General features: G+C 53.5%; 28 protein-coding genes. 3 read left to right on the top strand and 25 right to left on the bottom strand.

All coding sequences use genetic code 11. The features are described from left to right. Positions 1-408: 408 nt before the first annotated feature. Positions 409-717: a DUF1496 domain-containing protein gene (locus ACOAP0_RS19505; protein WP_498374650.1), complete on the bottom strand. Its 309-nt coding sequence runs from the start codon at positions 715-717 to the stop codon at positions 409-411. 800 nt (positions 718-1,517) lie between these two features. On the opposite strand from ACOAP0_RS19505, the gene ACOAP0_RS19500 reads away from it, so the two are divergent. Beyond that, on the top strand, positions 1,518-1,838 hold the full coding sequence (locus ACOAP0_RS19500; protein WP_498374651.1) for a hypothetical protein: 321 nt from the start codon (positions 1,518-1,520) through the stop codon (positions 1,836-1,838). A gap of 361 nt (positions 1,839-2,199) precedes the next feature. On the opposite strand, the gene ACOAP0_RS19495 is transcribed toward ACOAP0_RS19500, so the two are convergent. From ACOAP0_RS19495 to ACOAP0_RS19475, 5 genes are all read right to left on the bottom strand, one after another. Continuing rightward, positions 2,200-2,433 (bottom strand): hypothetical protein, encoded by a 234-nt coding sequence (locus tag ACOAP0_RS19495; protein ID WP_498374652.1) that lies wholly within the window; start codon positions 2,431-2,433, stop codon positions 2,200-2,202. Beyond that, positions 2,423-2,971, bottom strand: a complete 549-nt coding sequence (locus ACOAP0_RS19490) for a hypothetical protein (protein WP_498374653.1) — start codon at positions 2,969-2,971, stop codon at positions 2,423-2,425. The genes ACOAP0_RS19495 and ACOAP0_RS19490 overlap by 11 nt, the downstream gene beginning before the upstream one ends. A 203-nt stretch (positions 2,972-3,174) precedes the next feature. Next, positions 3,175-3,591 (bottom strand): hypothetical protein, encoded by a 417-nt coding sequence (locus tag ACOAP0_RS19485; RefSeq protein WP_498374654.1) that lies wholly within the window; start codon positions 3,589-3,591, stop codon positions 3,175-3,177. Positions 3,592-3,742: 151 nt separating this feature from the next. Next, the gene (locus tag ACOAP0_RS19480; protein WP_498374655.1) at positions 3,743-5,143 is read right to left on the bottom strand and encodes a zeta toxin family protein; all 1,401 of its coding nucleotides are present in this window, start codon (positions 5,141-5,143) and stop codon (positions 3,743-3,745) included. A 14-nt stretch (positions 5,144-5,157) separates the two neighbouring features. Continuing rightward, positions 5,158-5,418 carry a hypothetical protein gene (locus ACOAP0_RS19475; protein ID WP_498374656.1) on the bottom strand — a complete coding sequence of 87 codons (261 nt, stop codon included), beginning with the start codon at positions 5,416-5,418 and terminating at the stop codon, positions 5,158-5,160. Between the two features lie 1,484 nt (positions 5,419-6,902). On the opposite strand from ACOAP0_RS19475, the gene ACOAP0_RS19470 reads away from it, so the two are divergent. Next, positions 6,903-7,262 carry a hypothetical protein gene (locus tag ACOAP0_RS19470; RefSeq protein WP_498374657.1) on the top strand — a complete coding sequence of 120 codons (360 nt, stop codon included), beginning with the start codon at positions 6,903-6,905 and terminating at the stop codon, positions 7,260-7,262. 285 nt (positions 7,263-7,547) lie between these two features. On the opposite strand, the gene ACOAP0_RS19465 is transcribed toward ACOAP0_RS19470, so the two are convergent. From ACOAP0_RS19465 to ACOAP0_RS19440, 6 genes are all read right to left on the bottom strand, one after another. Then, entirely contained in the window at positions 7,548-7,838 is a 291-nt protein-coding gene (locus tag ACOAP0_RS19465; protein WP_498374658.1) for a hypothetical protein, read from the bottom strand. Positions 7,839-7,853: 15 nt separating this feature from the next. Further along, complete coding sequence (locus ACOAP0_RS19460; RefSeq protein ID WP_498374659.1) at positions 7,854-8,030, bottom strand: hypothetical protein; 177 nt, start codon at positions 8,028-8,030, stop codon at positions 7,854-7,856. A gap of 14 nt (positions 8,031-8,044) precedes the next feature. Then, positions 8,045-8,323 (bottom strand): hypothetical protein, encoded by a 279-nt coding sequence (locus ACOAP0_RS19455; protein WP_498391532.1) that lies wholly within the window; start codon positions 8,321-8,323, stop codon positions 8,045-8,047. Between the two features lie 14 nt (positions 8,324-8,337). Continuing rightward, a complete protein-coding gene (locus tag ACOAP0_RS19450) occupies positions 8,338-8,679 on the bottom strand; it encodes a hypothetical protein (protein ID WP_498374661.1) in 342 nt (113 codons plus the stop codon). A 71-nt stretch (positions 8,680-8,750) separates the two neighbouring features. Further along, entirely contained in the window at positions 8,751-9,017 is a 267-nt protein-coding gene (locus ACOAP0_RS19445; RefSeq protein WP_498374662.1) for a DUF1488 family protein, read from the bottom strand. Between the two features lie 15 nt (positions 9,018-9,032). Beyond that, the gene (locus ACOAP0_RS19440) at positions 9,033-9,314 is read right to left on the bottom strand and encodes a hypothetical protein (RefSeq protein WP_498374663.1); all 282 of its coding nucleotides are present in this window, start codon (positions 9,312-9,314) and stop codon (positions 9,033-9,035) included. Between the two features lie 188 nt (positions 9,315-9,502). Between ACOAP0_RS19440 and ACOAP0_RS19435 the strand changes: the two genes are divergently transcribed. Beyond that, entirely contained in the window at positions 9,503-11,176 is a 1,674-nt protein-coding gene (locus tag ACOAP0_RS19435) for a TniQ family protein (RefSeq protein WP_498374664.1), read from the top strand. A 277-nt stretch (positions 11,177-11,453) separates the two neighbouring features. On the opposite strand, the gene ACOAP0_RS19430 is transcribed toward ACOAP0_RS19435, so the two are convergent. From ACOAP0_RS19430 to ACOAP0_RS19370, 13 genes are all read right to left on the bottom strand, one after another. Beyond that, positions 11,454-11,810, bottom strand: a complete 357-nt coding sequence (locus ACOAP0_RS19430; protein ID WP_498374665.1) for a hypothetical protein — start codon at positions 11,808-11,810, stop codon at positions 11,454-11,456. Then, entirely contained in the window at positions 11,807-12,046 is a 240-nt protein-coding gene (locus ACOAP0_RS19425) for a hypothetical protein (RefSeq protein WP_498374666.1), read from the bottom strand. Before ACOAP0_RS19425 ends, ACOAP0_RS19430 begins: the two co-directional genes overlap by 4 nt. 260 nt (positions 12,047-12,306) lie before the next feature. Further along, positions 12,307-12,609 (bottom strand): hypothetical protein, encoded by a 303-nt coding sequence (locus ACOAP0_RS19420; protein ID WP_498374667.1) that lies wholly within the window; start codon positions 12,607-12,609, stop codon positions 12,307-12,309. 392 nt (positions 12,610-13,001) lie between these two features. After that, positions 13,002-13,277: a hypothetical protein gene (locus tag ACOAP0_RS19415; protein WP_498374668.1), complete on the bottom strand. Its 276-nt coding sequence runs from the start codon at positions 13,275-13,277 to the stop codon at positions 13,002-13,004. Positions 13,278-13,289: 12 nt separating this feature from the next. Beyond that, positions 13,290-13,589 (bottom strand): hypothetical protein, encoded by a 300-nt coding sequence (locus ACOAP0_RS19410; protein ID WP_498374669.1) that lies wholly within the window; start codon positions 13,587-13,589, stop codon positions 13,290-13,292. Positions 13,590-13,621: 32 nt separating this feature from the next. Next, on the bottom strand, positions 13,622-13,867 hold the full coding sequence (locus ACOAP0_RS19405) for a hypothetical protein (protein ID WP_498374670.1): 246 nt from the start codon (positions 13,865-13,867) through the stop codon (positions 13,622-13,624). A gap of 259 nt (positions 13,868-14,126) precedes the next feature. Next, entirely contained in the window at positions 14,127-14,363 is a 237-nt protein-coding gene (locus tag ACOAP0_RS19400) for a hypothetical protein (protein WP_498374671.1), read from the bottom strand. Next, positions 14,348-14,578 carry a hypothetical protein gene (locus ACOAP0_RS19395; protein ID WP_498374672.1) on the bottom strand — a complete coding sequence of 77 codons (231 nt, stop codon included), beginning with the start codon at positions 14,576-14,578 and terminating at the stop codon, positions 14,348-14,350. The genes ACOAP0_RS19400 and ACOAP0_RS19395 overlap by 16 nt, the downstream gene beginning before the upstream one ends. Positions 14,579-14,904: 326 nt before the next feature. Continuing rightward, positions 14,905-15,426 carry an RES family NAD+ phosphorylase gene (locus ACOAP0_RS19390; protein WP_498374673.1) on the bottom strand — a complete coding sequence of 174 codons (522 nt, stop codon included), beginning with the start codon at positions 15,424-15,426 and terminating at the stop codon, positions 14,905-14,907. Continuing rightward, positions 15,423-15,830 (bottom strand): DUF2384 domain-containing protein, encoded by a 408-nt coding sequence (locus tag ACOAP0_RS19385; RefSeq protein WP_498374674.1) that lies wholly within the window; start codon positions 15,828-15,830, stop codon positions 15,423-15,425. Before ACOAP0_RS19385 ends, ACOAP0_RS19390 begins: the two co-directional genes overlap by 4 nt. 70 nt (positions 15,831-15,900) lie before the next feature. After that, positions 15,901-17,379 (bottom strand): ATP-binding protein, encoded by a 1,479-nt coding sequence (locus tag ACOAP0_RS19380; protein WP_498374675.1) that lies wholly within the window; start codon positions 17,377-17,379, stop codon positions 15,901-15,903. Next, entirely contained in the window at positions 17,376-19,550 is a 2,175-nt protein-coding gene (locus ACOAP0_RS19375; protein ID WP_498374676.1) for a TnsB C-terminal domain-containing protein, read from the bottom strand. The genes ACOAP0_RS19380 and ACOAP0_RS19375 overlap by 4 nt, the downstream gene beginning before the upstream one ends. After that, positions 19,547-20,398, bottom strand: a complete 852-nt coding sequence (locus ACOAP0_RS19370; protein WP_498374677.1) for a TnsA endonuclease N-terminal domain-containing protein — start codon at positions 20,396-20,398, stop codon at positions 19,547-19,549. The genes ACOAP0_RS19375 and ACOAP0_RS19370 overlap by 4 nt, the downstream gene beginning before the upstream one ends. Positions 20,399-20,617 lie beyond the last annotated feature (219 nt).

Below are 20,617 nucleotides of genomic sequence, written 5' to 3'. Positions count from 1 at the left end.
GCAACGTATCCAAACAAAATTACGTCGATTTCGGTGGTGTATCTCTAGGGGGTATGGGGGCCGTGGCCCCCATGATGGCCACGGTCCATGCCTTCCATTCATTCCACCCACGTGCTATTCCCCCAGCACTCCAGTTGCGCCTCTTCCGCGCTCTGAAAGACAAGCCAGCGTGGCAGTTAGCCACGCTACGGGCAACGCCCGTTCCCTCCCCTGCCCTACGGGTGCTTTGCACCCGTCTGTCATTGCCCCCGCATCCACCGCAAGCGTCAGCGTGCAGCGCCGCCAGGCGCGAAGGCGTCAGGCCCGAAGGGTGGCGAAGCCAGATCGTTAGCCCGCAAGGGGCGAGACAAGCGCAGCGCAGGCTCGATGCGCAGCACCAGAGCCCGGCCCCGAAGAGGAGATGCACTGCTACTTGTCGCCAAGCTGATTTTCTTTACGAAAACGCTCTAACCGAGCTGAACCCAGAGATTCCCAAACAAGCTCACGAGGGGGCGCCTTTTTATCGAACTCTAGAACTTGAATGCCACCGCGGACCATGCAAACCATGGTGAATTTCCCTTGAGGCAATACAGCACCTTCACTGTACGACTCACCGGCGTAGATGCACGCAGGAGAAGAAGATACGTAAACAGCATCAGACGGCACGGTCTGAGCAAAAGCAATCGATGGGGCAACGCCAAGACAGACCAGAAGACAGGACCAAACGTCGATTTTCATATAGCTCTCCCAAATAACGGAACATTGCTTTTAATATAAAACTTCAAACAGAATCGCTCTAAATGTTCCTAGAGAAACAAAAGGTAAAACAATAAAATTTGATAGCGAACCTAAGAAGTGGCGATGGAGTGGATTAAATCTATGAATGTCGAACGACCAATCGTTCTTCGGTATACCCTGGCGCACGCCGACACAAAACATGCGATGCGCTGTAACTGTTATGTGCTCGTGATAGATTTATCAGCGGAGACACCACCCACTAAAAGTAAAAAGGTACGCATGGAGTGGAGCGAGCGGTAAAATTCATTCATGACTCAAGCCAAAAAATCAGAGGTTTCAGGTGATGGTTTGCGCTTTAAACACAAAGCAAAGACTGGCTCGCCGTTTACTGCACCACAGTCCTTCAGCGATGCTTCGAGAACTTGTTTTTTATGCGGCAAAAGAAGCGCTCAATCCGACATGACCACTCGGAAAATTTTAGGACGCGCTCACCTAGTGTGTTCACCCAGTTGCAAATAGCATAAGCATTTGTGAGCTGGCATTACATATACGTAACCAGAGAGGATAGTGCGAATAGCCGCGTCGGGATTAACAGCCTTTCGCCGAGGAAAACATCATCCTATTCACTTGATTGGATTGGATTGTTGTGTTTCTCCTACCGACTGTGACCCAATGCACTAGCGATGCCTTGTGCTGATCCAAGGTGAAGCTATCTAACTAAGCCCGAGTGACGAGGTAAGTTCTCTATCCCAACAGCGGACAAAACAAATACTCCTGCCCCAAGAATTGGACTATCACGTATGAAAACGCCTAAAAAGAAGGCCGGAGTAGCTTGGTATCGTGCAGAGCAATACGAGAGAATCCGCAGGACCTTCCTTGATGGACACAAATTGCCCGTTCAATATGCTGACTGGCTCGCCTCAACACATAGCGTATGCGATCAGATCATCGAGGAAGGTCGAGAGGTCATCCGCGTTGAGATAGATCCTGATAAATTTTTAGATTGGTGCCGTACCAACCATTTCAGGGCCGATAGTCGTGGCCGCGAGTGCTATGTGAAACTTATGACCTTCCGAATTGCAACGGAGCAGGCAATGCCGTTTTCTGATTCTCTTGATTAAACATTAATGCCTGTCGGCAGAATCACGTCATGTGTCGTTACCTGCGGCACAAGCCGTCTGGCAGCAGCCTCAAGGTCCGACATCGAAAAGTTATCCGGCAGTGGCTCCGCCGCCAGGATAACACCTTGCCTCCCGGAAACCTCACTGTAAGAAACGATGACTGCCACCATAGGCGTCCTGCGCCGTTTAACAGTGAGCATAGCTTTAGGCTTCATGAGGCCTCCCAACCCATATGTCCACTATCAACGTGAATACCATGGCAGCAAAGGGGCAGACAACCCAACCGAAAGCCCCCAAGAACATAGATCATTCCGAAATACAGTGGTCGTTGCATGTATCTTCTTTCCCTGCAGTAATAAATCTATTTTTCATTCCAGGGCCGAATGCCGCGCTCGATGGCTGCACAGGCCAACGCTGTTCGCAGATCTATACGAGATTTGTGACGTGGATTGTTTACATTGTCTGCAATCATGGCGGAGTACGAAGAACGCGCCATACCTAGGGCAGCCGCAGCTGTGTCATAGGTAAATCCCATTCGTTCTTGCCAGGCGCGCAACGCCCTCGGGTCACCCACGAACTTTGTTTCAACGCTCATCCGTCTTCTCCAAGATCTGCTGCTCCAAGTGTCTCAGGCCTTCTTCCAACAAGTCCTCCGGGTCAAACGCCTCGGGAACATGATCGATCCAGGCAATCACCAACTGGCGATAGCCAGTGCGTTCATCCATCAAAAATACCGGCATATCTGTTTTCTTGAACCGCCATTGCTCCGGATGCAGCTCAACATCAAACGCACGTCCCACAAAACGTGGCCACTCATTGTGATGAATGGTGCACGCACGACCAGGGCCTTGGTTAACTACCGTCCACCGTGGAATCTCCAATAGCCGTGTTGCAGCCCAGCTGCTGCGATTTAGGAATTCATAAACGCGCAGCACTGAACCTTTTACTGGACGATGTCCGGTTTCGAACTCCCTAACAATCTGCATAGCATTGGGACCCTCAATACCCAGGATCTCTGCCATTTGTTCCGTGGATAGATCTCTTTTTTCTCGTTCCTCAAGAGCGACCCCCTGGTTGATCGTTGATTTTTTGATCATCAAAATACGGTCGTAGACCGCCTCGGTTAAAGCCATATTGGCCAAATAAATTCGTTGTTGGCACGTAATAGCAACCGAAGTTTAGATTCATATCGCTCCTCGCAAAATCCAACCAAGAATAAATGCGAGTACGGTTATGCAGGCAGTCCGAGCAAAGCGAGAACCCAGTATTTTCTTCTTTGTTGGTGGCCGGGTGGCATGCAATTCTGCGTAGTAAAGGGAATGTGCACTCATGGGCCTTATCCTTCAATAGCTGGGATGCTGCCGGTACTAGCATCTTGTTTGAAGAATTCAAGGATCTCGCGCCACATAACCACCGTGACAACTAAACAGTCGTCGCAGCAAAGACCCTGCGACAGAAGCGACAAAACAGACACAAAGTGTTGTGCTTGTTGTGCCGCCTTGTGAGCTCTCAAATAAGTGGAACTATTTTCAAGAGCCAAGCTTTTATCTGTAGCTCTGAAGAAGCTCACTCGATTGGCACGCGCTTTGGCCATTGCTTGAGCGATTGGAAGTAAGGCATTTGCTTTTTCGAGAATGACTCCATTGACAACAAGAGCTGCGTTTTGATGGAGCCCATCTGATGGCCCCAAGGTTTCAACTGCAAATATGCAGCCATCTTCCAAAATGACTGAACTACGAACGTTATCAGGCATGGGAACTCCATGTAAGTGGCGCCCAAAAGGGCTATCCAGTAACCGACTGGCTCGGATGCACCTAGCATTGGATACATGTGCAAATTATAAACCGGAATCCGGTTCATTGCAAATCTTTTTTTAAACGGCTCTTTGCGCTGACGCCGTTCGCTCAAAGTCCACGTCCAAAGCCTTTTTCCTTCTGCTGAACAGTGCCCGCGGTTCTTTGGAGTGCCATCGCCGTCTGTTCCACAGCGAGCCGAGCCTGCGCGAGTCTGGTGTCAATGTTCGTAACCTGTCCAGCATCGACGCCTACTCGCTGTACGGCATAGTCTTTGATTGTCGTAAGCGCGTTTAAGTATTGGACGCTCTCGGAATGGCTCAGCGGACGATTTCTTTCCGTTGTTAACGCATCAGAGGCTTTAGGGGCACGTTCCCATTGCGCATTGACTTGCCTGTTTTGGTAGATCACCGTATGCATTGCATTGAAGACCTTGATGGAGTCCACCAGTTTGAGTTTCTCAATTGCCACTACCGAATCAACGACTCCAGCATAGGCCTTGTCATGCTGTTCGGCATTGACGAAGCGCCCCACGCCCCTGGCCGCCATTTCGGTTTCAAAGCGCAGTTGCGCCCTTATCATTGAGATCACTGGGTTGACGGCAAGCACGCGCGCCTCTGTTTTGTAGCCGTTGGCCGTGAGCTGCTGTGCGATTGAGCGCAAGTTATCGGCGCTGCGTAGAGTTCCATCGATGATGAGGTTGCGACGGTTCTCGATAGCGCTGTCACGCAACCGGACTGCCCATTCGACTGCAAGGCTGTGCGTGCTGTCGGCAGCGCTTTTAGGGTCTATCCTGCTGAGAATGTTGTACTGCGGGTTTTGCTCGCGCATGCGGTCAGCATCGATGTGGACCGCACCGCCAGCATCCTTGAATTCTCGATGGGCCATACCGGCGAGGACTGATTTTCCAGATCCTGGTTGCCCACCAAGAAAAATAGCCCGTGGGGCCGCTTGCTGGACAGTAGTACCGATCTCCATTTTTTCGATAGCCCGATATATTCTGTCCAAATCGGTGTCCAGCTGTTGTGGCCGGGTCCGCTGTACCCCCCCGGGATCGATGATCACAAGCTTGCCTTGCATCCGGCCGAGGTTGTCGGTTGCGGCATCGCTCCATTCATAGCCTTGCGCCTTCAACGAAGCCGCTACTGCAGCGACATCTGCCTGGGAAATTCCGCTGGTTTGCACCATGGGAAGAACCTCGTAGCGCAGATGTCCAACACCACCATGCGTTTCTGGTTGCAGCATCTCTGGAATACTTGGCCGTGTCGTATCCTCTCCCACGCCAATTCGAACAACCTTATCCCCGGCCTGCAGAACGACAGAAGATGCGCCACCATTTAAGGGGGTTAAGCCGCGAATCCCCAGATCAGTAAGCTTCTTTTCGAGCGCAACCAGACTGCGTGAGCCCAGTATGTCCCGGGCAACCGGATCGGGGACATGTCCAACAAGTCGTGTGTACCTGGTCGAGGCCTTCAACGCAGCGGTCAGCCCTGAAACTTCTTCTTTCGCCATAGCCAAGCCGGGGTCTACAAGTCGGAGCTTGCGCCTGCCTGCTGTGGTCGCCCGTATTTCAGAATGATCCCATCGATACCCTGGCGGTCGTCCGGACTCAAATCGTTTCGCAGACGCCAAAGGCTTTTGAGCAACATGCTGGCCATGAGTATGGTCTCTGGAGTATTGCTGGTGTCACCCTCTATTGCGAATTGCTCGGCAATGCTTGCACCCAGGATCTGCAGCGCCACTTCATAGCGGATGTGGTTCTCGTTAAACAAGGTACTGTGACTCATGTCGGTTCCGTAGATCGGCATACCTCTGACTGGTAAAACGAACATCTCCGTAAAGGACTGACTGAGATATTCAACAGGGTCGGGGTGGTTCGAAGTGGGCAGTGTGCGCATTCTATTTGTTATGTTGGTCTGGTTGTGATGAAGGGTGTATCTGGTTCGGGGTATGGGGGCGATTGCCCCCATGGTGACAAAGGTCCATAGGCACCCAACGCAATCGACGCGAGCTAAGGAGTTGAAGATCCATCAACGTCTCTTTCGCGCCCTGTAAAACAGCCCCTGGCGGCGGCTAGCCGCTCAACGCATTGGGTCCCATAGCGACGGTGCACCAGCGGTTGCAAGGCACGGAACCCAAAAGTGCCAAAATGCGCAACTGAACCATCAAAGGTCATTGAATCCGGATACCCAAAAATTAAACACGGGTTTCACGCGACTCGGCCATGGCTTGTGCGGATGGAAGTAGCGCGTTTGCTTTTTTGTCGTATGGCTTCGTTGAAGGCTATTGCCATGTTGACTTAATCAGAGCCGAATAAACGGATGGATTCCACTTCAAATACAGTGCCGTCATCCAGGGTGACAAGTTTTCTGTTTGGATTTTCCATGAGTAACTCCATGTAAGCGGGTCCGTGTAGACCATCCAGTAACCGACTGGCTCGGAGGTGCAATTGAATTACACGTGTTAATTATAGACCGGAAAACGGACTAAAGGCAACTGGTCTTTAAATTTCAATTTATTGAAAGGAAGCCGCGGGGGTCCCGCTTGCGGGGGGCCGGCTACAGGCCCTCTTCAGCTTGTCCCCATTGAGCGCGCGGATGCGCATACCCCGAAGGGGGCGATTGGGGTCAAGGTGCGGATGCTACAAATGCCCCCACTCTTTTTGTAGAGTTTCATCAGCTTCAGCTTTAGCAATCCGTTGAAGGATTGCCCTGCAACCGACCTCGTCACTAGCGTAGTACCCGACATCGAGGCCGTACGGGTTGCTGACCCACAAAGTATTGTCATCCGCAGTGATAGACCATCCTGCTATCCGCACACGTCGCTCGACGCGCACTAGTTCAATAAGCCCAACCGGCGTGATAGCGTAAATATCGATGTTCAACTTTCAGATCTCACAATTGCATCCACAATGAAGTTTTGAATGCTTGGCCAAGCTCCGGAATTGACAACCAGGAGCAGTACAAACAGTGTCAGAAGACAAGCAGCGAGTCTACCGATCGACATATGTATCGTCCCCCAGCATATATTGCCATTTCCGCATAGAACCTCCAAGTAACCAGAAACTATTGCTGGTGCGAGTTTGATCAAACTGATAAAGTTGAATTCAGCCGATTTGTACCCAAAAATACAATGTTAGTGACATCAAGTCGCGCGAAATACTGGAGGAAAGTCCAACGTGAGAAAGCTGAGAATTTCTTGCTTTCGACATGGGACTGCTACGGAACGGAACAGACCACGCCGGAATTGGGGCATCAAGGTGCGAATCGGCGTGGAAGTGCTGAAATGGGCATTGATTGACCGACACTTACATCAGAGGATGCTGTTAACTCAGGACAGGTTGATAAAGCAAAGGGTGAAGTCGGGCAACTCTGAAGCGCTTGCAATCGTCTTCGCGATGTACAAGGCTTTAATTCGGTACAAATCTTGTATCCAGCATGCTCCCAATGCATCAATGAGCCCGAAATTGCTTGCCCAGCAAAAAAATCTTCAGGCGTTATGCAAACGACTGGAATTAGCTTGCCAGCACGTAACCTTATCAAGGAGAGACAGAGATAAAGCCTTGAAAGTGCTGAGACTTTATGTAGTGCTTGAAGAGTGGGCACTATTGCGTGCTGTTGAAACTCTATAGCTATATCAACGGACGATTCACACAGCAAACATTGCACTCTCTGCGGTGCATACGTTAAATCGTTGCGTTTTAATTCTTTGTCAAATGGGGATAAATGTACGCAATGCTGCCGAGTATTGGAATAGTTGAAGCGACCCACGTAAGCCAGGAATTGCCAAAAACGACGTAATAAACCGACCATCCAATAATCGCACTCAACAAAGTTAGAGGCGCATGTATCCGCCAAAATTGTTTGCGCATTTTCTGCAATAGAACTTTATTCTGCATCTGTGTGCTTTCCTCGGCTTAGCGCAAGATCAATACAAAAGCCGATCCAGTGATAACCGCAGCGCTGATGAATCGCACCACTTTCGAGGACACCGTATCTACCTGTATGCTACGAAAGCCCGTCAAAACACTACCAAGAATTGCAAATGCCAAGATAAATGAGCTGGGCAACAGGGTTTGCACATAAAACACCTTCCCTAATAATAGCGGTGCCGTAACGATGATAAATGTCATTACTGCTGGGTAAAGCCATGGTGAATTTCGGTCCAAGTACGAATCGTCTTTTGCAACAAAAGTTCGGGTGTTCATATATGAAATCCTTTATTAAATAGCGTTCGCAATATCATCCAGAGACGCAAGTAGCCCTTGCAATCGAATTTGATCATTGATTAGCTGGTCGTATTTTTCGGTTGACGGGTCTTGGGCGTCCAGCTGGTGCATAACTGCAATCAGCTTGTACTTTAATGCTTTAAAAAAGAAATCATAGGCCTGTTGTTTCATGAAGGTTTCCTTGGTCAGTGGTGTGCCGGCGTATAAGGGTGAATGTCACTCATGTTGACACCGCGAATGAAGTCAATAGCCCGTTCTTTTGGGTAGCTCATCTTGGCGTCCTCCATTACTGCCAAGCCGTTCAGGATGAAAGCTGCACTCAACGCCGCCGCGTCAACGACCTTTCCGTCAAATGCCTTATGGATCGCTCCCATCAAGACGTCAGTTATGTCGTGGAGAGTATCCAGTGACACTTCCTCTCCAGTGTGCTCAATTTGAACCATGTGATGATTTCCTTCGTTCATTTATGATGGAGTCTCTATAACTTGGTCGGAAGGTCTACATGCATCACCGCGTCAGGCAAGTACAATTTAGTAAATTTTGCGATAGCGTCGATGCCCGAAAATGTGGCTTTTTCGAGAGAGATGCCGCTAGGTGTTTTTTGAAGGGCCTGCCCGGTAAATGCATTCGTAATTTGGAGGCCTCCAGTTGAGACCAACTCAACATCAACAAACCCATCTGTTACCTCTGAGATAACCAACACTCTACAAATTGGGCAAAAACCATCTTCTCTTTCTTTACCTCCCGGTACGCCCATCCCGCGAACGCGAGTTTGTAGACGAACAGCACAATTCGGGCATTCAGCTTGATTCCAGCGCATGACGGCTCTTTCAGTTTGTTTGCACCTTGTGTTGTTGTGCGCCAGAATTTTTTTTCGTAGTCATAGGTTTCCTAAAAGTCCGCTGACAAAAGCAAGCCTCTGCCCGCTGCAATCCGCACTGGCAATTTGACTCGCGCAACTGCTTCAATTGCTGTACGGTTGGCTTTGAAGGCACGAATCAGCTCGGTACCGGCCTGCGTGGTTGCTCCAAAATGATCTTGAAGTGCCTCGGCTGAGATTTCACTTGATATCAAAACGCCGTCCACCACCGCCTCAAAGGCAACGGTGGTAGATGGCGTGTACAAGGGCTCCGACTGTGGGAAGTGGATAGTTGACATGATTTCCTTGATGTTTCAGCCTACGTGATTCGTTTCATTTGGCAACACCCACTGTTTAATGGCATCCAACGAATAGGCAGCGTCTTCACGAATGGTCGACGCTGACGCCATCGCAATAGCTGCAAATATCAGTTGCCCAACAATTGCCGATTCAAAAAATAATGCAACACATGAAAACACGCAAATGAGTGTTGATAACAGTAGTGAAATTAGACGCTCGCCCAATGGCCAAAGTTTTAAAGAGATGGACTGGTAATGCATCGCTCTTTTGTTGACCGACAAAATAGTTTGACACATGCTTCCCTCTGGGCACTACCAATTTTCATACTAGCGCCCCATAATAAAGTTCGACACAAGCACCTCAATTTGCAGAACTTGCCGCCAAACGTGAGACAAAAAAGATTGACACAAGGTTTGCAACAAGCCGTTGGGCTGATTATAGATGCACATGTGCATATTCGCAAGCCCTGCAACTCCGTCTTTTGATGCCCCCAGTTCTGCCATTCTTCCCTGAGTCCCACCCAGATGAAACCTTTCTGTCGAGGGTGTCGCGGTATCACCTGCTGTCCGGCAACGCGATCAAGGCGGTGACGGACCAGGAACTGTTTGGCAAGCGCGTGGTGCTGGACTTCGTTCTACCGGCCCAAGCGCTCGGTTCGTTGGTGGCCAGGTTGCCCGGAGATCCTGAGCTGGTGATGCAGGCCCTTGTGCAGGAAAACACCCTTTTGCCCGCATTCTCCCCATTCCTGGGGACGGAAGCCGACCCAGCAAGGCAAGAAATCCCACTTGGCCAGCATTACAGCGGACTGGGCCGCCTACCGCAGCGAGCCGCAAGGATGTTCGATGGACACAGCCTGTGCGTTGAATGCTTACGGGAGGATGTTTCTGGTCGCGGTACGGGGTACTGGCACCGTGGGCATCAACTCCCCGGTGTGCAGGCCTGCTGGCGGCACCAAAGGCCATTGCTGCAGGGATGCCCGGTATGCCGCCGTCCCTTTGCGCGTGCTCAACACCTGTTGTCCCTGCCTTGGTCAAATTGCCCGTGTGGATGGCGACCAGCGGAGCACGCCAGTCCGGTTAAGGCCAAGGACCTCGAAGTGCGCTATGCAGAGTTCGCGGCCAAGCTGCTCGAATCCAATTTACCGCCGCTCAAGCCGGGGCAGTTGATCCGGGCCTACCGTCAAAAGATAGCTGCCCACGGCTTGGTGCGCAAGACATCGATTTCTTGGGCTGCCGTGCTGGAGGCACTGCAGACTGAGTTTGGCGAGGAATTTCTGACCTCCACTGATGCTGCCTACCGGGCTGGCCAGCTCCGGTGGTGGTTGCGATTGAGCCTTCTTGAAGGGCAACTTGAACTGCCCTTCACCAGGCATGTGATCTTGGCCATGTACCTGTTCGGTGACTTCGAGAGTTTCAAGGCCTCCCTGCTGGCCCAGAGCGGGGAGCCCGTGGACAAGCTCCGCGTGCCCAAAAAGGACACCGCGCAGGAAGAAGCGAACCCGAAGCTGCAGGCGATGCGCAACAAGGTTCGGCACCTGCAAGCGCAGTGGCCCACGCTCACACTGAATGACCTCTGGAAGAAGTCCTACGCCACGGCAGACTGGCTGTACCAGAAAGATCGGGCCTGGTTGCTGCAGACGCTTCAGGCGCAACCCACGCAAGCAGTTGATGTCGAAGGCTATGCTGAGCAGGATGCAGCGTTTGTGGAGGCCATCTCTGCCGGACTGGATGGCCTGTACGAGGCAAATGGCAAACCCCGGCGCGTGACCAAAGATAGGTTGCGCGGCCTGCTGCCAAAGGTGATCCCAATCGCCCAAATGAAGGAGCGCTATCCACGGTCGTCTGACCTGGTGGACTCATCGAAGGAGTCCTATTGGCATTTCATTCTGCGCAGGGTGGTCTTTGGGGTAGTGGAAACCAGGCGGTTGCAGGCATCTCCCGCCAATACGGCCATCCGCAAACTGAGTGGCGTTCACTCCGTGGCCTTTGATGCGGTTTTGTCGCATTTCAATTGGGAGCCGGAGCAGATGGTGCTGCCATCGTTCGATGCCCGGTCGGAGCTCGTGCGGCTCGGTGTCAACCGGCAATGGGCCGGGCCGGTCAATCAGGAGCAGTACCTGAGTGGGCGACGGTACAAAAAGCGTGCGTCTAAAGCCTGAGTGCGGTCAAACCACGTTCACGGTTTTGCTTGTCATTCGCAAGTCTTTGGATCTCACTGAGGTAACACTTCGCAATACACGCGGCTCAAAAAATCTCCATATCCAGTGGCGTTCCATGCGGGGCCAGGAAGAAGCCAATCGACGTGCACGATTCGGGTTCGCTTGGATGTTTGAACTATCGAAGTCACCACAGCAACCTGATCGCTTGGGCCTCCTTTAAATGGAGACCACATGTGATACGTGCGCCCAACAGCGATCTCTTTGGGCTTCTTTGGACTCATTGCCGATTACCCGAACCAACCAACTGATCGAACTGAGCCCAGTCTGCCTTCTTGCCCTGGTTGAGCTGCTGCATCAAAAAGTCAAATTCTGGTTGTGGCAATTGGAAATGCAAAACACTTTGCCCACGCGCACAGCAATCATCAGGCATTTGACAGTAGCCTTTTATGAGCCTCCCTGGAGTCTTAGATAGCGCGTTTAAAAGCCTTTTCGTTGTCCAAGGGCCTCCACGCTCCCAACCAAGACGTTCAGCGATTTCGTGACACAAACCCTCATCACCGTACATGACGGACGGGTTGCTGGTTTCCTTCAAAACCTGAATAGCCGCATCGCATGCACGCATTGTTTTCGTCATTTTTCGGCTGGCTGGGTATAGCAATTAGCTTTGGTTGTGACACTGACGCCATTCGCAGCGGCCTCCTGCAGATTCACCGGATTTCCAGCCAGGTCTCGCGGATCGCATCGTTGCTCCGGGTTGTCTGCCCCATCTTTCACGAAGATTACGATCAACCATACACTGACCATCAACAAGATTGCCATGGCGATCCAGCCGATAGCGCTAATCCGTTCATGCGCTAGATTTTTGACCATTCAGGCGCTTCCCTTCACAGAACCTGTTTTTACCCACCGCAGAATTCCAATGTGGCAAGCTGTCGTTAGACATACGCCATTGGCCATTCCCTTGTGTGTACGCTTGCCTTCGCAGCCACACCAGCACTTCTTGCGGGACTTTGGAACGATGGGTTCCGCATATCGGACATGTTCGGCTGCAGAGCCTACCCGGCCCCAGGCAGCCGTGCCACCTTGCATTGCAGCCTTTAGCGCCGTGGGGGACAGATTATTCAGGTCAGTCATGGCTTCGGCGTTGATGACACGTAGTCTTTTGGCACCAGCCAGATTGACCGCATTGGCCAGTATGTGCCGCACCGCACAAGGGCCATGTCAGTACCTTCCGGTTCCACCTCCAGCGGACTGCCGCATGCTTTCCATAGCGCGGTCAGATCATTGGCATTTGCAGGCGCAGCGCTCACGAGCCAACGCGGATAGCTTTGTCGTGCGTTATGCCACCAAAGCAGCTCGCCGATACATATACCTGCAATGACCAAAATGACGGCAAGAATGATGAGTTGAAATGGATGTTTTGACTTCAGCATGACTCCACCTCGCCATCAAGTATCCTGCGGATCATCGGCGGGGGAAGCCAGCCTCCAAGCTGCGCCAAGCAGCAGACACCAAAAGCGGCCACTGCGAGAACCAATAAAAATACCAGTCCAACGCCGCACAACATTGGCAGTGAGTCTGAGGCAAAAAGCCACGCCGTCGCTGGAGTAGGTTGGTCAGCAGCGTAACTCAGTGGCATACCAAACATGAGACTCGTACCCGCATCATGCTTTGGCTTAACCGAGTACAGGCACCACCCAAGTCCGTACAACATTTGAAGGACGGAAAGACATACCGCCGCAACCCCTGTGTAATCATTGAGCCCTTGAATAGAGCTGTGAGAAACGTTGGTTTTGATTGATGAGATTCCATGCTTTCCTTGAGTTCAGTTTGAGTCCTGCGACTCTGTTTGCAATTGCGCCAACATGGGTGTGCCTTCGTACCAGCCGCCGCCCTTATGAACAACCAGGCCCAGTTCCGCTAACCGCTTCATCACCGGTTTTGGAACGTCATAGCCCTCACCGTCTTCGCACGTCTCACAGAAGCGCAATGCTGCCTTCTTTTCTTCATCAGTAAGAGCTAGTGCAACAGCCCCTTTTAGGTGGGGAACGCCATCACGATCTGCCGCTGAGAGAAACTCTTTAATGAGCTGATTCGACATTGATGCTTGCCTTTACTTATTTGAAGGCAGAAGAATTGCCAACAAGGTTTTCCCGCCGTACCACAGTAAGGCAATCAATCCAAGCAGATCGATCACGAGAGGCCCATTACAAACCTCTCTGAATACGCGCAATATCAACGCGATTGCAATACCAAGAACCAAGTGACGCAATGGGCTTGCAGCCCAAAGCACTCGGCAAGCCTTCCATTCTTCACAAGCCAAGCGCGCCGTCGCGAATTGATCACCACGTCGAAAGGCGGCGATAAACGCTTCCTTGCGTAGCTCATCTTCATTGAAATCCGGGTTGCTCAAAACGTTGAGTTCCTTAATGATTTGGAGGCCGCTTAGGCGGCTTCCTTGAGGATGATTCTGGTGTTGGCATTTGAGATGATGGTTTGCGCCGATTCCCGGCTTGTCGCAGCCAGTACATCTGCCGCTGTTGCCGTCGAGCCAACCATCAATGAGATTCCCAACTTCCGCCCTTTTCGAGCGGCAAATTTCACAGCAGCGAGTTGGCCAGCATCAAGCTGCTTGCGATCGCCTTGCAAGGTTCGCAATACTTGACGCGGGTAGAAGTTTCTGATTTTCATGGCAATGATTTCCTTTACGTCGACAATAGTTTCCGTATGCATTGCTTCGGCAAAAAGGCAACGCCTCGGCGATGAAGTTCGATTGCGATAGTCTGTTTCATTGCAAGCAACCGCTCAGGCCCACGGGCAGCGCATTCAGCGCTGAAAAATATGCCACCGACAGAATCACCCCCACTGCGAATGTATGAAGTTCCTAACATCCGCTTCCCGCAGCAGTTGCAATTTGTGGCGTATAACGTGAATTCTTCATAGTGAACCGTCATGTGAATTCGACTCCACTCAAAAACTCGCGAGCCGCTTTGTCAGCAGCCTGTTGCTCGGCATGACTGCGGCAACCATTAAGCACTTTTTCGAGGTGAGCGCAGGCCACACGCAATGTCGCCTCAAAACGGTCTGCCGGATGCATGTGCGCGGGAAAATTCGGCAGTGTTCGGTTGTCAAGCGCCGCAGCAGTCGCGTCGTCGGAAATAGCGACAAGGGTCATAAAGCCTTCCATTGAAGAACGTTACGGTCATCATAGTCAAGGCCAAAACAGACCTTCACGCGATTGCAGATGGTCTCGGATTCCCCATTGATCACGATGGAGCCCTTCCCAATAAACTGTCCAAACAAAGAACGCTGTTCAACGGCGCTCAATTTGCCAGCCCAATTACCAAGGACGGTGCCGGTCTTCTCCAGGAGAAATAGGGCGAGATTTGCTGAATAATCCATGACTGCAATTATATATGCACATGTGCACAGTGTCAATGAATTATGCCGAGGGTCTTTAGTCTCGCTGTGAGGACCGTGATCGCCCAGTCCGGGCATGCCCTGGAGCTACCCAATTCAGGATCGGCCAGCCACGCCTGCACTGTGCGCCAACTGCACGGGCGCTTGGTTTCATCAGCGATGTGTTGAGCTGCCTCGGCGCGAGTAATGTTTGCCCGCTTGATCAAGGCTGCCAGCTTATCTCTATTCGTCACGAATTGGCCATGGTGAATTGCACATGTGCATATTTTATCAGGCGATGCGACTTCGGTACACCGTTTTGCGAACCTCTACGACCAAGACGCCTGTGTCTGTGGCAGTGCATTGCCCGGATCAAAAACTTCTAATTTGTCTGACGAAGACAGCATCTGGCTAAATATCACAAGGTTGGTTCCACCCTTTGCCAAGCGTGATGGAAATAGAATGCCCTTCGCGCCAGAGGCGATCACCACGTCTCCAATGACCCAACTCGGCGGCTCAATACGCTGGTTGAACCAGAGTTCCCGCCAGTCGCAGTAGAAGTCCTCCCAAATAGGCTCCCATTCTGATGCGCTGTACCCGAGAGTGAAATCAACCACCGGGCCTACCGTTAATTGGTAGCTGGTCAATGTACCGGGTGGAAGAAGCGTTGATACCTGCTGGTATTCGTGAATGGCGGTAGCAGTTTCCATGGCCAGATAAAGCGCCTCAACCCCCTGGCGGTTTGCTCTCCCGCCATGTTTTCCAGCACCGGCCCCACTGGTTGGCGCTACAGCCCAACGCGGCACATGCATCCGGTACGCCGTGGCATCGGTCAGTGCGGTCAACTTCATCCTGCGGCACCCGCTTCTAGCGAGCTTACATAGCGCAGTACATCTTCGGTGCGCCCTTCAGTTACCAATTGCTCAGCGGTTTTGTAGCCGAACGGCGGCAATGGTTCGTTGCGATACCAAAAAATGGCACGACCGACATCGCCCGATAGATCATGAGCAGCTCGCATTACGCGCAAGGCTTCCCGCAAGAATTTCTGGACACTCTCAGACGCAGGAGCACGACTGATAGTGTTTCGGTGAACGTGAGCCTGGGTGGCAAGTGTCTGGACATCGATGCTCAGCACGTCGCCGAATCGCTTGGGCGAAAGCGTGGATGCCCCCGCGTCCTGGTCACGCAGGTAATCAATAAAGCCATCAAAGCCGTGGCTCAACGCAGGGGAAAATTGAAGAGTGGCTGTTTGCATATATTGGCTTCCAGACGAAAAGGAATGCACTAATTATGCACCATCAGCGCACATTATGCGCACCTGCAATTTATCCTCGCAGACGGTATGTCGGAGAAAACTCCAATGCATCCACTGTCAGCCACCCTGCCTGGTCAAGTGCCTGCAAAGGGTTGTCCTGGCTGGCCAGATCCTTTGCTTGCTGACGTTGCTCCGTGGGAACCCTCCGCAATTCAGTCTCCGTCGCCTCGAAAGGTTCTATGCGTGCTACGGATGGTGCCGCCACAGGCGCATTCGCCGGGGCCCGCAGTTCCCGTAGGAATGACACCTCCGCCGTGGCACCAGACATCCGCATCATGGCTCCCAGATGTTCCTCGGACGGGAGAAGGTCATCAAAGTTGCGCATAACCTTGGGATCGCCACTGCGCAAGGCCGCCAGTGCGGGCTGCAGCAACTGCATCTTGGTGTTGGCCACATGGCGCAAGACAGTTTCTGTCAGCCGCTCAGTTCCAGACTGGATGGCGTACCGCTGTCCCAGGATAAGCAGCTTGGCCAGAAAGTCCGTCACCCCTTGCGTCAGCTCGTACAGGAGGTCGCGCATCTCTTGGGTCAGGGGATCGACGTTCCTTACCCACTGATACCTCCACAGGGCATCCACCAGCAGCGTCCAAGCCGCGTCCGTCGATGCAGGCTGGCGGAAGTTGTACAGGCCAACCCCACAGGCCCGACGCGCATTGCGCAGTACATCTGCAAACAGATCGATCATGGAATTTGTGCCGATGAACACCACGGGCACGCCGATGCTGTTGAGCAGGTTCACGAAGAAATTCAGCATGTTGTCCTTGCCGCCCGTCTTGGCGACTCGCAGGTGCTGCAATTCATCAATGAAGAGCGCACCCACATAGTAGGTGCTGGCCAACTGCTCCATCCTGTGGATGAGTCCCGCCACACCGCCACGCAAAGGCCCGCGATCACCATACCGGCGCTGGCCGATGGCCTGGTCTACCGCGCTGAAAAACGCATGGCAGAGACCGCTCAATGAACCGTCAAACGGGCATTCCAGCTTCAACCAGACAATCTGCGTCTGAACAAACTCCCTGCCCCGGTAGTTCCGGTGGATGATGGTTTGCGGATACAGCCGCAGGATGGCTTCCAGCGCGGTCGATTTTCCGATGCCACTCAGGCCCACCAGGCTGAAAGTCGTGGCGGTAGAGGTGAACCCTTCGGTCTTCTGCACGCCCGTGGACAGCCCATGCAGGTGCCGCACGGTCGCCGGTTGCATGGGATTGCGGCCCACATACCCACCGCGCAGGACAAGGGACACGGCTGCTTCCAGCTCCAGGTGGATGGGCAGCGGCTGGATTACGCTGCGCATGCGGTCAATGCAATGCAGGCGCACTGAGCCGTCCATGGTCTGGGCGCCAACGGGTTCTTCCGGGTAGCGTGCAATGGCCTCGGCTGCTGATCGCTCTGTCAATATGGGCGGCAAGGCCTCGATCAGGGGGTTGCCACGGTATTCCTCGACCGGAGAATCCTGGTAGGCCGCCGTGGCGATGGTGCCGGGGTTCATTTGCGTGCTCCTGGTCGAAGATGACCCAGCAGATCAATGACTTCTGCACTGCGTTCACCAGCGTACTCAGCCGCAGATCGAGAGGGCGCGGTAGAGGCGGCAGGCGTTGCGATGGGAGTTACTGTGGCCGAAACTGGCCGCACAGGTGTACTTTCGCGCTCGCGGGCCCGGTTTTCGCGGATGTTGCCGATGCGCTGGACCTTACTTGCCGGCTCGAAATTCGCCTTCTTCTCAGCGGACGCGGTCTGGATCTTGGCCTCAATAGTGGCATCCAGGCGCACCTTGCTGGTCAGATCCGCGTGTTGGATCTTGGGCGATGGCGTATCGATGATGGCCAGCATGTCCTCCACCTCCTCAAACCGCCGCCCCACGTAGCGCGATTCCGACTTGCGCAGGTGACAGGTCTCAAAGGAGCCATCCGCACTGCGCACCCAGACATTAGCAGTCGTATTGGGGTCATACCAGAGTGAAATGTCAGAACGTCCGTTCTTTCTGGCCCTGGCAAACCAGCGTTCGACCTCGGCCCGCTCACAGACGTAGAACATGCCTTTGAAATAAATGCCGCCCGCCTGGACCGTCCCCTGCCCAGTGGTCAGCAGATGGCGGTACACCGCTTCGACTGGCGGATTCTTGGGCTCTGCAATGCCAGTGGCAAAACCCCAGTTCCACAGCTCAATCGGCGTTGCGTTCACCACGCCCGACGCAATCATGTCGGCACTGAGGCGATCAGACTGCCGGTGGTGATGGTTGTAGTGGATGATGCTGGCCAGGATGATGTGAGTGAACTCAGCCAGATCCAGCGTGGCATCCAGTCGGTAGTCCCGCTCTCCGCGTTCTTTGTTGCGCTGGCGTACAGCACCAGGTGTCCAGTGGACCTGGGCAGTCCGGTTCAGCACCCGAAAACGGCTCTCCACAATGGATTTCCAGTCGGGTCGAAATGGCGGGGCAATCGCCAGCGTCACGCCCAGGCCGGAAACCATGGCATCTTCGGCACCTTGGCCGATCATCTCGCCACGGTCACACATGACTTCTTGTGCCAAGTAGTGGCTGGGCCAGTCCTCTGGGCTGATGTTCAGTCCATAGCCTGCGCAAAATGACACCTTGTCCATCGTGGCATTGAATAAGGCCTGCCGCGCACCGCTCCAGCTCGGGCCATCCAAACCTACATAGACCCCCACAATGAGCGCCGTAAACACGTCCACCACGACGTAGACCACCGGGCGACCTATGATCCAGTTGCGGTTGTATCGACTGACCAAGTAGATGTCGGCAATTGTGGCATCGATCTCGAAGCGATGACATGGGCCCCGCACGCCATCACTAACGCGTCCTACCAGGGCGCGATGGTCCTTGTTCCACTTTGTTTCGCCCTTGCGCCCACGCAGCACGTCCAGTTCGTCGAAGGCTTTCTGGCCCCAGTAGGTGAACTGACGTAGGGTGGGCAGCTCATGCAGAGGGCGCAACTCGATGTCGTCGTCACTGATGCCCGCTATCTTGCGTTCCGTGGCGTAGAACCGGCGCAAGGTCTTGATGTAGGCATCGGCTATGGATTCCACCGCATTTTTCTTGTAGAGGGCATATCCGAGCTTGATGCAGGACTTGTCGGCCTCGGTCAGCGCCTGGGGTGGCGTTTCCGGCGTGTGCTCCAGCAGCGGGGACCGCCGTCCGTTGCGCCTACCTTCCGCAAATTGCTTCACCTTTCCCGGTGCCCCGCTTTGCTCATAGTTGGGCAGAAGCGCATCGCGGACCTGACCGTTCATCCAGAAGCGGTAGAGGATGCGGTACAGCGACTTGCGGGGAATCTCCAGCTCAACAGCCCGCTTGGACACCATGCCACCCATAGCTTCCGGCTCGAAGATGGCTCCCGTGGCCACCAGAGGTGCAATCCGCTCCCAGTTGGCATCCCGGCTGGCCTTGGCCGCGTCAGGAAGTTCGGTGCGCAACATGTAGGCTGGCGGCTTGAGCTGGGTCTTGCGTGCTGTTCCTGCTTGAAGCCAACCTTCCAGAACAGACAGTTGCTTTGGAAATGGCTGCTTCGGTGCGGCCTCCATCACCATGAGCACCACCCTGTCATTGGCCCGGTCCACCCAAAGCACTCGGCACAGGCCTTCAAGGTCTGGCGGGTCTGTCAGCGACTCCACCAGGTCATTGATGGCCAACAGGGTTGTCATGCCGCTGCTCGCTCAAACGAGGTATCCAACCCTGTGAACTGGAACTGCTGCACCATCCCGGTGAGGCGCAGTGGCGCGGACTTGAGATCGAGGAGGATGCTTTTGTGCCAAACCAGATGCTTGAATAGCTGAATGGCGTCCTTGTAGTGCAAGCTGGCGGCCTGGCCTGCCATCCGAATGTTGGCCGACAAGACGCGATCCGCAGGGTTCAGGCGGTCCAGGGCATCCATGAAACGCTGCTGGATGCCTGGTTGCAGTAAGCCATTGTCCACCACCGCCGACTGGCGCAACCACTGGAGGTTTTCTGAGAGGGCCGCAGGGATGGCCCGTTCGGTCACGATGCCCCAATCCACACCCTGCTCCAGCCAGAAGCAGCGCTCGATCTCCAGCTTCTGCAGCGTGCGCTCCAGTGAGGTGGACGGCTGCAGCGCATCGCTGTATTTCACCGTCCTGGCCGCGAGCTGGGTGGTGCCGTTGGAGGCCTTGTAGGTAATCAGGAAGTCCGTGGTCAGCACATAGGGCAGATCGGTCCCGGCAAACTTGGGGTAACGGATAGACCTGGCATGGGCGATCTGCTGCATATCGCTGGTCGGCATCAGCGGGTATTGCTCCCTGATGTCCACCACGTCCTCGGAGAATTCCAGCACTACGAAGTAGGCAAACTCCAGATCGGACAGCAGGTGGTAGTTCCGATTGACCTTCAGGCCGGAGACTTTCCGGGAGCGGCCTTGGGATGGGACATCTTGCACCCGCAGCCATGGCCGATAGTCAGCACCCTGGCCTTGCCCATAACCTTGGGCGATGTAACGCTCGATGTCAGCCTGGGTTTTGAAGCGGCGACCGCGCATAGGTGGCTATGCCTCGGTGCTGTGATTGGGTGCGGGGCGCACCGTTTTGACCCGTTGCAGGGCTTTCCGCTGGAATTTCATGTGCTTCCCTGCTAATGCCATATCGGCACGTTACAGGTGTGCACTAGGTTGTGTCAATCTTTTTTGTACTGTGTCCAACTTATTTGTCAGTCAACAATCGCAGCGTGCACCATTTCTTGAGTGACTTCCATTCCGTTG

Source organism: Curvibacter sp. Hmag1.1 (assembly GCF_059769165.1).
The sequence above is the reverse complement of the archived record's forward strand: the minus strand, read 5'-3'. Positions and strand labels throughout refer to the sequence as shown.

Coding starts and splice junctions, on each gene's coding strand:
- ACOAP0_RS19505 (WP_498374650.1), bottom strand. CDS start 717: ATGAAAATCGACGTTTGGTCCTGTCTTCTGGTCTGTCTTGGCGTTGCC.
- ACOAP0_RS19500 (WP_498374651.1), top strand. CDS start 1,518: ATGAAAACGCCTAAAAAGAAGGCCGGAGTAGCTTGGTATCGTGCAGAG.
- ACOAP0_RS19495 (WP_498374652.1), bottom strand. CDS start 2,433: ATGAGCGTTGAAACAAAGTTCGTGGGTGACCCGAGGGCGTTGCGCGCC.
- ACOAP0_RS19490 (WP_498374653.1), bottom strand. CDS start 2,971: ATGGCTTTAACCGAGGCGGTCTACGACCGTATTTTGATGATCAAAAAA.
- ACOAP0_RS19485 (WP_498374654.1), bottom strand. CDS start 3,591: ATGCCTGATAACGTTCGTAGTTCAGTCATTTTGGAAGATGGCTGCATA.
- ACOAP0_RS19480 (WP_498374655.1), bottom strand. CDS start 5,143: ATGGCGAAAGAAGAAGTTTCAGGGCTGACCGCTGCGTTGAAGGCCTCG.
- ACOAP0_RS19475 (WP_498374656.1), bottom strand. CDS start 5,418: ATGAGTCACAGTACCTTGTTTAACGAGAACCACATCCGCTATGAAGTG.
- ACOAP0_RS19465 (WP_498374658.1), bottom strand. CDS start 7,838: ATGAACACCCGAACTTTTGTTGCAAAAGACGATTCGTACTTGGACCGA.
- ACOAP0_RS19460 (WP_498374659.1), bottom strand. CDS start 8,030: ATGAAACAACAGGCCTATGATTTCTTTTTTAAAGCATTAAAGTACAAG.
- ACOAP0_RS19455 (WP_498391532.1), bottom strand. CDS start 8,323: ATGAACGAAGGAAATCATCACATGGTTCAAATTGAGCACACTGGAGAG.
- ACOAP0_RS19450 (WP_498374661.1), bottom strand. CDS start 8,679: ATGCGCTGGAATCAAGCTGAATGCCCGAATTGTGCTGTTCGTCTACAA.
- ACOAP0_RS19445 (WP_498374662.1), bottom strand. CDS start 9,017: ATGTCAACTATCCACTTCCCACAGTCGGAGCCCTTGTACACGCCATCT.
- ACOAP0_RS19440 (WP_498374663.1), bottom strand. CDS start 9,314: ATGTGTCAAACTATTTTGTCGGTCAACAAAAGAGCGATGCATTACCAG.
- ACOAP0_RS19435 (WP_498374664.1), top strand. CDS start 9,503: ATGCCCCCAGTTCTGCCATTCTTCCCTGAGTCCCACCCAGATGAAACC.
- ACOAP0_RS19430 (WP_498374665.1), bottom strand. CDS start 11,810: ATGACGAAAACAATGCGTGCATGCGATGCGGCTATTCAGGTTTTGAAG.
- ACOAP0_RS19425 (WP_498374666.1), bottom strand. CDS start 12,046: ATGGTCAAAAATCTAGCGCATGAACGGATTAGCGCTATCGGCTGGATC.
- ACOAP0_RS19420 (WP_498374667.1), bottom strand. CDS start 12,609: ATGCTGAAGTCAAAACATCCATTTCAACTCATCATTCTTGCCGTCATT.
- ACOAP0_RS19415 (WP_498374668.1), bottom strand. CDS start 13,277: ATGTCGAATCAGCTCATTAAAGAGTTTCTCTCAGCGGCAGATCGTGAT.
- ACOAP0_RS19405 (WP_498374670.1), bottom strand. CDS start 13,867: ATGAAAATCAGAAACTTCTACCCGCGTCAAGTATTGCGAACCTTGCAA.
- ACOAP0_RS19400 (WP_498374671.1), bottom strand. CDS start 14,363: ATGGAAGGCTTTATGACCCTTGTCGCTATTTCCGACGACGCGACTGCT.
- ACOAP0_RS19395 (WP_498374672.1), bottom strand. CDS start 14,578: ATGGATTATTCAGCAAATCTCGCCCTATTTCTCCTGGAGAAGACCGGC.
- ACOAP0_RS19390 (WP_498374673.1), bottom strand. CDS start 15,426: ATGAAGTTGACCGCACTGACCGATGCCACGGCGTACCGGATGCATGTG.
- ACOAP0_RS19385 (WP_498374674.1), bottom strand. CDS start 15,830: ATGCAAACAGCCACTCTTCAATTTTCCCCTGCGTTGAGCCACGGCTTT.
- ACOAP0_RS19380 (WP_498374675.1), bottom strand. CDS start 17,379: ATGAACCCCGGCACCATCGCCACGGCGGCCTACCAGGATTCTCCGGTC.
- ACOAP0_RS19375 (WP_498374676.1), bottom strand. CDS start 19,550: ATGACAACCCTGTTGGCCATCAATGACCTGGTGGAGTCGCTGACAGAC.
- ACOAP0_RS19370 (WP_498374677.1), bottom strand. CDS start 20,398: ATGCGCGGTCGCCGCTTCAAAACCCAGGCTGACATCGAGCGTTACATC.